General features: G+C 43.2%; 10 protein-coding genes and 1 other RNA gene. All 11 read right to left on the bottom strand.

What is annotated here, in order from left to right; translation table 11 throughout:
* On the bottom strand, window positions 1–1202 hold a 1202-nt coding region (gene rny, locus ENI34_08270), incomplete at its 3' end, for a ribonuclease Y (GenBank protein HEC79118.1).
* Between the two features lie 17 nt (window positions 1203–1219).
* Window positions 1220–1375: non-coding RNA, 6S RNA (gene ssrS, locus ENI34_08275), on the bottom strand.
* 1 nt (window position 1376) lies between these two features.
* Complete coding sequence (locus ENI34_08280) at window positions 1377–1676, bottom strand: cell division protein ZapA (GenBank protein ID HEC79119.1); 300 nt, start codon at window positions 1674–1676, stop codon at window positions 1377–1379.
* Window positions 1677–1696: 20 nt separating this feature from the next.
* Complete coding sequence (locus ENI34_08285; GenBank protein ID HEC79120.1) at window positions 1697–1873, bottom strand: cell division protein ZapB; 177 nt, start codon at window positions 1871–1873, stop codon at window positions 1697–1699.
* Window positions 1874–1875: 2 nt separating this feature from the next.
* Window positions 1876–4209, bottom strand: a complete 2334-nt coding sequence (locus ENI34_08290; protein ID HEC79121.1) for a phenylalanine--tRNA ligase subunit beta — start codon at window positions 4207–4209, stop codon at window positions 1876–1878.
* Window positions 4209–5210: a phenylalanine--tRNA ligase subunit alpha gene (locus ENI34_08295; GenBank protein ID HEC79122.1), complete on the bottom strand. Its 1002-nt coding sequence runs from the start codon at window positions 5208–5210 to the stop codon at window positions 4209–4211. The genes ENI34_08290 and ENI34_08295 overlap by 1 nt, the downstream gene beginning before the upstream one ends.
* 1 nt (window position 5211) lies before the next feature.
* Window positions 5212–5583 carry a 50S ribosomal protein L20 gene (locus ENI34_08300; GenBank protein ID HEC79123.1) on the bottom strand — a complete coding sequence of 124 codons (372 nt, stop codon included), beginning with the start codon at window positions 5581–5583 and terminating at the stop codon, window positions 5212–5214.
* Between the two features lie 53 nt (window positions 5584–5636).
* Window positions 5637–5825 carry a 50S ribosomal protein L35 gene (locus ENI34_08305; protein ID HEC79124.1) on the bottom strand — a complete coding sequence of 63 codons (189 nt, stop codon included), beginning with the start codon at window positions 5823–5825 and terminating at the stop codon, window positions 5637–5639.
* A gap of 3 nt (window positions 5826–5828) precedes the next feature.
* Entirely contained in the window at window positions 5829–6353 is a 525-nt protein-coding gene (locus ENI34_08310; protein HEC79125.1) for a translation initiation factor IF-3, read from the bottom strand.
* Window positions 6343–8241 (bottom strand): threonine--tRNA ligase, encoded by a 1899-nt coding sequence (gene thrS / locus ENI34_08315; GenBank protein ID HEC79126.1) that lies wholly within the window; start codon window positions 8239–8241, stop codon window positions 6343–6345. Before thrS ends, ENI34_08310 begins: the two co-directional genes overlap by 11 nt.
* Before the next feature lie 226 nt (window positions 8242–8467).
* Window positions 8468–8752 (bottom strand): hypothetical protein, encoded by a 285-nt coding sequence (locus ENI34_08320; GenBank protein ID HEC79127.1) that lies wholly within the window; start codon window positions 8750–8752, stop codon window positions 8468–8470.
* Window positions 8753–9554 lie beyond the last annotated feature (802 nt).

Below are 9554 nucleotides of genomic sequence, written 5' to 3' on the forward strand. Positions count from 1 at the left end.
ATTGCGTTCACAATCATTTCATTTTCACCGAATTTACGGGCGAGTTCGGCTCCGGCGCGGGCGTGAGAACCTTCGACGTTTCCGTCAGCCACTTTACCCAGATCGTGCAGCAGACCGGCTCGTTTCGCTATCATCGGGTCAAGTCCCAATTCCTGCGCAAGCAGCGCCGAAAGATTAGCGACCTCTTTTGAGTGCTGGAGTAGATTCTGACCATAACTCGTTCGATACTTCATCTTACCGAGATACTTTATTATTTCCGGAACAAAACCGATAATGCCCATTTCCAGGGTCACTTCTTCACCAGTGCTCTTGATTACATTGTTTATTTCATTACGTGCATCTTTAATCACCTCTTCGATACGTGTGGGGTGGATTCTACCGTCGGAGATCAACTTTTCCATTGCAAGACGAGCCACTTCACGACGTATCGGGTCGAAGCAGGAGAGTGAAATCGTTTCAGGCGTATCATCGATGATGACTTCAACACCGGTGAGATTTTCAAACGCCCGTATGTTCCGTCCTTCCCGACCGATGATTCTTCCTTTCATTTCATCGGAAGGAATGGGCACGACCGATATTGTGGTTTCGGCGGTATGGGAAGTGGCACAGCGCTGGATCACCTGGAGGATGATCTCCCGGGCAGTGGCTTCGGCTTTTTCTTTCGCTTCTTCTCTGATTTGATTTATCAAAGCTGCTGCCTCGTGCCGTGCTTCCGCTTCAAGATTCTTCATCAACGCCTTCTTGGCTTCTTCTTTTGAGAGCGTGGCGATTTTCTGAAGCGCTTCATTCTGTTCCTTGATCATCTGGTCAAGCCGCTCTGACTTTGCATGTATTATCCGTTCTTTATTTTGAAGATTGTGCTCTTTTGTAAGAAGCTCTTTTTCCTTGTCCACGATCAGATGTTCTCTTCTTTCTAAAACCATCTCCTTCTCCACGAGCCGTTTCTCTGCTTTTTCAATCTCTTTTCTACGGGATGCGGTTTCTTTTTCGAACTTCAGCTTTTCCTGATACCACTGTTCTTTGGCGGTTATTTCAGAAGATTTACGATATGTCTCGGCTTCTTTTTTTGCTTCCTCGATTATTTTTGCGGCTTCCAGGGAAGCGTGAGCCAATTTTGCTTTACCGAATCTCAGGTAAAAATAGATGATTAACGTAGCGGCAACTATTACAATGCCGATACCGATTAAAATTCCGATAGTCATAAAAACTCCTTTTTGTAAACGCCCCCGCCGGTGCCGTGTGGGCATAAGTCTCTGAACCCAGGTTTAAGGTGGGCGCCTGTCAGCTATAAGAAAATCCTTATAACTGAACTGAGCTCCCTACAGATGGGTGTTGGCTCAAGACTAAGTACCCATCACGAGCACGGCAGAGACGAATTAAGGAACTGCTTCATCCAATTTAAGGATTAGAGATCTAATCCTCTCTTCCATTTCAGCGATTTTTTTCTTGTGCTGACTTTCGCGGCGTTGATAGTCGTCAACCAGATTCAAACAGGCAAGTACCGCTATTTTTGTAGTCGACGGCAGAGGAAATTCTCTATGTATTTCCTTCATCTTCGCATCGACGATCTCAGCAACTTCCTTTATTCGCTCAGGATCTAAATCGTCGGAAATGACCCGATAGTCATTTCCGAAGATGGTTACAACAACTTCGTTCTTTTTCAAATTAGACCTCACTACTGCTCGTTAAAAAATTTTTAAATGAGCAGTTTATCAATTTTTTCAATCAAACCCTCAATCTTTTCCTGTACTTCTTTATCTCTTTCCTTAAGACGGGCGTTTTCATCTTCTGCTTCTTCAACCCGCTGCTTAAGTTCGCTAATTAACAAAATCAGTTTATTGACTTTCTCTTCGAGTTTATTTAATTCGTCCAAACTTACTCCTTTTTCCTTAGTTTAGCATCGACTTTTTTTGATAATTTTTCTTCAATGCGTTTGACAAAAGCGTCCACTTCAGAATCGGTAAGGGTTCGATCTGGAGATCTGAAATAGAGACGAAAACCAAGATTTTTTTTGTCCGCCGGAAGATTTTTCCCTTTATAGTAATCGAAAAGAATGACTTTTTCCAGAATCGGGCCTCCGACTTCAGTAATCATTTCAATGAGACGGGGTACTTCGACCCCGATATCGACCAGAAAGGAAAGGTCCCTTGTGTTTGCAGGATATTTCGCCGGTGGGATGTAATAGGTTTCAGTAATCAATTTCAGGATTTTTTCGAGGTGCAGTTCAGCGTAATAGTAAGGCGATTTACAGAGAGTGCTTTCAATGCATCCGACAAATCCCAGTTCTTTCCCGGCTAACTGGACAGCCGCCGCCTGACTGAATCCTCTTTTCGTCACTTCGGTGAATTGGATTTCTTTTATGTGGAGGAGTTTGAAGATGCTTTCAACGATACCTTTGGCATCGTAGTAGTCGATGACTTCACCTCTTTTATTCCAGAAATCAGGATATTGTTCACCGCCGACGATCAGTCCCAATCTCCTTTCCTGGAATGGATCTTCAGGAAGCAGGATGTTTCCTATTTCGAAGAATCGTAAGGACCTGTTTCCTTTTGAGAGATTATAATTTACACAGTCCAAAAGACCGAAAAAGAGCGTCGGCCGCAGGGCGTCGAAACGCTCGTTCAAAGGATTTTTTATTGTTACGAATTTATCAAAGCCAGATTTTAAGAGTCTTGAACTGGCTGTTAATGAAAGGGTATAGGCTTCACTATATCCCTGTCCCAGAAGGTAGTTCTTTACGTTGTTTTCATACATACGCATTCTGTCTATTTTGACACGCCCTCCCCATCTTTGAGGCATTGTTTCGGGAATCTTCATGTAACCGAAAACCCTTGCAACTTCTTCATAAATATCTTCTTCAATGCGTAAGTCACGCCGATAGTGCGGTATTCGGGCGAGGAGTTTTCCTCTGCCGCTGACCTGAATATCAATTTTCTTTAGTAATGATTTCACCTGATCAGAGGTAAGAGCCAGAGAAAGTATTTTGTTTAATCGGTCGAGGGAGAATTTAATCCTCACTGCTTTGCCTTTTTCACCCTCACCGAGAAACTCCTGTTCTTTTGCAGAAGCATATCTTTTGAACAGTTCACCACTCCGTAAAGAGGCTTTATCCACCGCCGAGATGTCGGCTCCACGCTCAAAGCGTATAGAGGCTTCTGTTATCAGACCCAGCCGTCGTGAGGTGTGTGCGATGTACTTGGGGTCAAAATAGGCGCTTTCGAGGAGAACCCGTTTGGTGTTTTCGGTTATCTGCGCACATCGGGCACCGATGATTCCGGCAAGGGCGATGGGTCCATTATCATCGGCGATGATCAGATCATCCCTGGTAAGGGTTAATTTGGTTCCTTCCAAAGTCGTGAATTCTTCACCGGATTTCGCCTTTCTGATTATGATCCCGCCCTTTAACAGATCGAGGTCGAAAGGATGCAGGGGTTGGCCGGTTAAGAGCATTATAATATTTGTGATATCCACGATATTATTCACATGGCTCATTCCCATACAATGCAGACGCCATTTCATCCAGAATGGTGATTCCTTGACTTCGACATTGTTGAAGATCCTTGCAGTATATCTCGGGCATCCTGTCAGGTTTTTTATCTCTATTTTAAAAGAGCCTCTTCGGTTTGTCTGTTTTGAAGCATACAACAACCTGTCCGCCGCAGGACGTACCGCTTTATTGATATTCAATCCCACAGCCATTTCGCGCGCGATGCCCTCAACAGAAAGCCAATCCGGACGATTCGGCGTAGTGCTCATATCAAGTACTAAATCATCAAAAAAATCTTTAAATAACGCTCCTGGTTTTCCTCGTTCCAGGATAATGACACCGGTCGAGCTTTCAGCTAATCCCAGTTCTTGCTCGCTGATTAAAACTCCCTCGGATTTGACACCCTTAAAGTTTTTTTCTTTGATTGTCTGTTCATTGAATTTTATACCTGCAGGTCCGACGAGTACAAGATCGCCTTTTTTTACGTTTTTGGCGGCGGTGACGATTTGGAGTCTTTTATTCAATTTCACCTGCAGAATCGTTAAATTACCAAGGGTCGGATGAGGGGTAAGCCTCTCTATCCTTCCGATCCTTAAATCAGGAGGAGCAAGAGAGGTGACCTCTTCAACTTCCAATCCGAGATTCAGCGAGATGCGTTTCAGTCTCTCCACCTCTAATTTTTTGCCGAGTAATTCTTCAAGCCATTTGACTGTTATCAACATCAGAACTGCTCCAGAAATCTGATATCATTATTATAAAAAGCCCTGATATCATCAATCACATACTTGATCATCGCAACACGTTCTACGCCCATACCCAGGGCGTATCCGGAATATTTTTTCGGTGAAATCTTGACGTTTTTCAAAACCTGAGGATGGACCATACCACAACCCAGCATCTCGAGCCAGCCGCTGTATCCGCAGACCGAACAGCCGCTACCGCCACACACCGCACATCTTATCGCCAGTTCGCCTGATGGTTCGGTAAACGGAAAGAACGAGGGTCTGAGTTGATACTTTGTTTTAGGACCAAAGATGAATTTCACGAATTCACTTAAGATCCACTTCAATTCGCCGAAAGATACATCCCTGTCCACATATAACGCTTCAACCTGATGAAAGACAGGTGAATGGCTGGCGTCAAACGGGTCGTATCGGTAACACCTGCCCGGACAGATGATTTTTATGGGCGGTTTTTGTTTTTCCATGACCCTGATCTGAACAGGAGAGGTGTGGCTGCGCAGGAGAAGGTCTCCTTTTATGTAGAAACTTGAAAACATATCCCGTGCCGGATGGTCTTTGGGAATGTTGAGCGCCTCGAAGTTATACCAGTCATATTCGATTTCCGGACCAGTGGCGATACTGAACCCGAAGTTTGTGAAAAAAGTTACGATTTCACTGAAGATTTTCGATAAAGGATGTGCATAGCCCACAGGTGGTGTTCTTCCGGGCAAGAGCATTTCGAACTTCTTCCCGGATTCAGACGTGTACTTGCTAAGGCGGGTGTTCAATTCCTGGTTGAGTTCTTTCTTTAATTTATTGATTTCGTTGCCGTAGAGTTTTCTCTTTTCGACCGGAAGACGGACGATTTCCTTGAAAAGTCTGTTTACTTCACCTTTTCTTCCCAAAAATTTAATCCGTATCTCTTCAAGACTCTTTTTATCAGCCGCATCTTTTAATGCTTCCTGAATCTTCTTCTTTAATATGTTGAGTTTCTCTTCCATGCTATTTTTTTGATTCGGGCTGTTCCTCATTTCTGCACAGATCAACGAGGGCATTGAATTGTTCAGGATGTTCGTAAGCGAGTGCCGCGAGTGTTTTTCGGTCGAGTTCAATATTGAGCTTTTTCAGGGCGTGTATAAACTGGGAATATTTCATGTTTTGACTTCTTAACGCAGCATTGATTCTGGTTATCCACAATGCTCTGAACACACGTTTTTTTCGTTTCCGTTCTCGATAGGCTGAAAGCCATGCCTTCATGACCGCGACCCGGGCCGTCTTGTATAGCTTATGCCGGGCGCCCCAATAGCCCTTTGCCTGTTTCAGCCATTTTTTCCGTCTTTTTCTTGTAACTGGCACATTTTTTGTTCTGGGCATAATCTTGCTCCTTTATTAAAGTATAATCAATTTAAAAAATTTGTCAATTATGGTTAAACTAAACCTTTAAGTCTTTTTTTGTCGGCTTTGGACACCTTGGCTGCTTGACGAAGTCTCCTCTTTCTTTTCTTTGATTTAGAGGTAAGAAGATGCCCTTTACCGGCTTTTCTTCTTGTTATTACCCCACTCTTCCTCTTTTTTACTCTTTTCGCCCAGCCTCTTTTGGTTTTTTGTTTAGCCATTTATTATCTCCTTTTCTTTTCTGGAAGAAATGTGACGTGGATGATATTATGTTCCCGCTTGATCGGATTTTCCATCTTTCCTAATCCCTCAATATCCGTAGCGACTTTTTCCAGCACTTTGAAACCGAGGTCTGCATGCAGCATTTCTCTTCCTCTGAGTCGTAGAGTTACTTTCACTCGATCTCCGTCAGTGAGGAATTCCTTGATTTTCGCGAGTTTGACCTGATAGTCATGTTCACTTATCTTCAACGACATCCTCATTCCTCTGCCGGTTGTACGATGCTGATGTTTACGGGACGCCCGTTCCTGCCGCTTCTTTTCATACACGTATTTACCGAAATCCATTATTTTACACACCGGCGGATTGGCGTTCGGTGCGACTTCAACCAGGTCCAATTTTCGTTCGTTAGCCATACGCATCGCTTCTTTTATGTGGAATTCGCCAAGAACCTCTCCTTTTTCACTGATTAATTTTACTCTTTGTGCCCTGATGTGTCGATTTGCTCTCGGTAAATTTTTAATTTGCACCTCCTATTTCTTTTTTTATTAAATTAAAAAATTCCTTTAAGTTCATCTCTCCCAGGTTACCCTCACCCCTTTTTCGGACCGAGATGGTGTTATTCTCCACCTCTTTTTTACCGACCACGAGGATGTAGGGGATTTTTTGCAGTTCAGCTTCTCTTATTCGGTAATTTATTTTATCTGATTTTTCATTGAGCTCCACGCGGAGTTTTCTGCGTTCACATTTTTTATATATCTTTTCAGCGTACTTGTTCTGTTTATTGGTTATGGGCATGACCGAGACCTGAATCGGCGCCAGCCAGAGCGGAAAGGCACCTTTATAGTGTTCAATGAGACAGCCCATAAACCGTTCCAGGGAGCCGTAGATCGCCCGATGGATGGCGACGACTTCTTTATGTTGACCGTCCTTATCCATATACTCAATATGAAATCTCTTTGGTAGATTGAAGTCAAACTGGATGGTTGTCGCCTGCCACCTGCGGCCCAGTGCATCGAGCAGTTTGATATCTATCTTGGGTCCGTAAAAAACGGCTTCCCCTTCCTGTTTTTTATAGGGTATCCCGACTCTTTTCAATGCCGAGATCAGACCGTTTTCAGCACGTTCCCATTCTTTGTCGGTTCCCAAATACTTTTTCTTTGATTTCGGGTCCCGGACAGAAAGCTCGACGTCGAATTTTTCAAAACCGAATTTACGCAGGATTTTCAGACTCAATTCCAGCACTTTTACCAATTCATCTTCAATCTGTTCAGGTTGACAGAAGATATGGGCGTCGTCGATCGTAATGCCGCGTACCCTCAAAAGGCCGTGAAGTGTGCCGGAAAGCTCATTGCGGTATACCTGTCCCAGTTCAGCGAATTTTATCGGCAGTTCTTTATAGCTGCGCAGTTTTGATTTGTATATCAGAATATGTCCTGGACAGTTCATCGGTTTAAGGATGTATTCTTCTTTGTCCACCGGTAGCACGAACATATTTTCCCTGTAATAATCGTAATGGCCTGATTGATGCCAGAGATGGCCCCGGGCGATGTGGGGGGTTGATACAAGCTGATAGCCCGCGGCAATGTGTTCGTTTATCCAGTAATCCTCGATAACTCTTTTTACAACCGCCCCTTTTGGATGCCAGTAGATTAGTCCGGCGCCTGCCTGTTCAAAGATGGAAAAGAGTTCTAACTCGGCTCCCAGTTTCCGATGGTCTCTTTTCTTTGCTTCTTCGAGTTTATTGAGAAAATCATTTAACTCTTCGCGGGAAGGAAATGCAATACCGTAAATTCGCGAAAGCATGGGTTGATTCACATCACCACGCCAGTAAGCGCCGGCGATACTCAGTAATTTAAACGCCCGGATATAGCCGGTACTGGGTACGTGTGGTCCACGGCAGAGATCGACAAAATCACCGTTTCGATAAAGGCTTATTTCTTCGTCCTCGATTTCCTTAACCAGCTCGACTTTATAGGATTCATTGCGGCGGTTGAAGAATTCAAGGATCGCTTCTTTTTTCATTATAATTCTTTCAAAAGGTATATCCTGCTTAATGATTTCCGCCATCTTTTTCTCTATTTCTCCCAGAATTTCAGGAGAAAAAGGTGTCTTTGTTTCAAAATCATAATAAAATCCCTGATCAATGGCCGGCCCTATCGCCAGTTTGGCGTCAGGGAATAAAGTCTTCACTGCCATTGCCATAATGTGGGAGGCTGAATGCCAGTAGATCTTTTTTCCCTGTTCACTTGAGAAATCGAGCAGTTCAATCCTGCATTCTTCGGTGATTTCAGCAGCAAGGTCCTGAAGTTCACCGTTAACGAGCGCGGCGATGACGTCTTTGTTCTTAACCAGCTCTTTAATCGGTGTCCCTTTTGCTACTTTTTTATTCTTTTTATTCAGCCTTACCTTTATCATGAAACAATTATAGATTATTTTTTTAATTTGTCAAGGGCAGGGGAGTGTCGGGTAGTGTCCAAAATTGTGTGTAAATTTTTCTTGAAAGAAATAAAAAATGGGATCAGGTCTTCTGGACATTTTTTCCTTATTGCATTATCAATGTAGATATTTGACCCCAGTCAACCGCTGCTTGGGCACTTGTCAAGAATGTTGTGTATGAGTATAATTATCCGGGGATCCGATTTCATGAATCCTTGGGGTAAGATTGTTTGGTTTTTCTGGTTCTGGAATTGGGTCCCATTTGTTTATAGTTTTTGGCTGCTGCGGCCATTTCTTGTGCGGCTTTTTTGAGTTCGGTTCTTAAGTCACCGTCAGTTTCTCTGAATTTTAAACGATGGCTCTGAAGCAATTTATATTCGTGGGCTTTAAAGTAGGTATTGGCTGTGTTCCATTTACCTTTTTGAAGGCGTTCCAGTTGTAAAATGATATTTATTCCCAGCACTTCTTCGCTCTGGAAAAAACCGCTCATATGTTGTCGAATCCATTCCAGACGGCGGTGGAAGTTCTCGGAGATATTGGTCGTGTAAATAAATCTGCGGATCGTTTCTCCGACACGCCGTCACGCTCTACGCTTTACTTGCTACTCACTATTCTTTCCGCTCGCTCAAGCACCCTCTTTGCCTCCTCTGTCCTTCCTCTCTTCATCAATTCATTCGCGAAAGCCTTTACTTCCTTCTCATAACTGAAAAGGATTTCAAGCCTTTTATCATCCGACCAGTCATCATACATCTTACGGAATGGCTTACCACGAAAGAGTTTGAATGCCCTTAAGAATTCCCTCTTTGCAAGTCCCCACTCACCTGCATGCAAAAGCGCCTTTGCTCTTGTAATGGTTTCTTTATAGTATTGATAATCGGTTGTAATATATCCCTTGAAGTGAAGAAATCCTTGTTTTATTGAAAGTGTATCAGGAGGTAGTTTGAGATATCTTCGAAGGTTATATAAAAGATGAGAAAGTGAACCTTTTGGGTCTTTTGCAGTGGACCAGAAATTTCTATATATTGATTCCAATTCTATCTTTTTCTTGATACTGAGATGAATAATGAGACTTGCATATATCGGTGTGGGGTTATCTCGTAGTTTTACGCCATTTCGGTAAATCCTTACAGATCCTAAAAATTTTATGTAGTAAACAGGGATATTTTTTTGGAAGATAGGAAGCTTTAATAATGCCTTAGGTAATCCCGTAGGTTTACCTTTGGCAATGAGTTTATTAATAGGTTCAGGGAAGAAGAAGACTAATCGGTGGAAAAACCCCATAAGGTGTTGAG

It is taken from the genome of candidate division WOR-3 bacterium, assembly GCA_011052815.1.
GTDB lineage: Bacteria > Hydrothermota > Tepidihabitantia > SM23-42 > SM23-42 > DRIG01.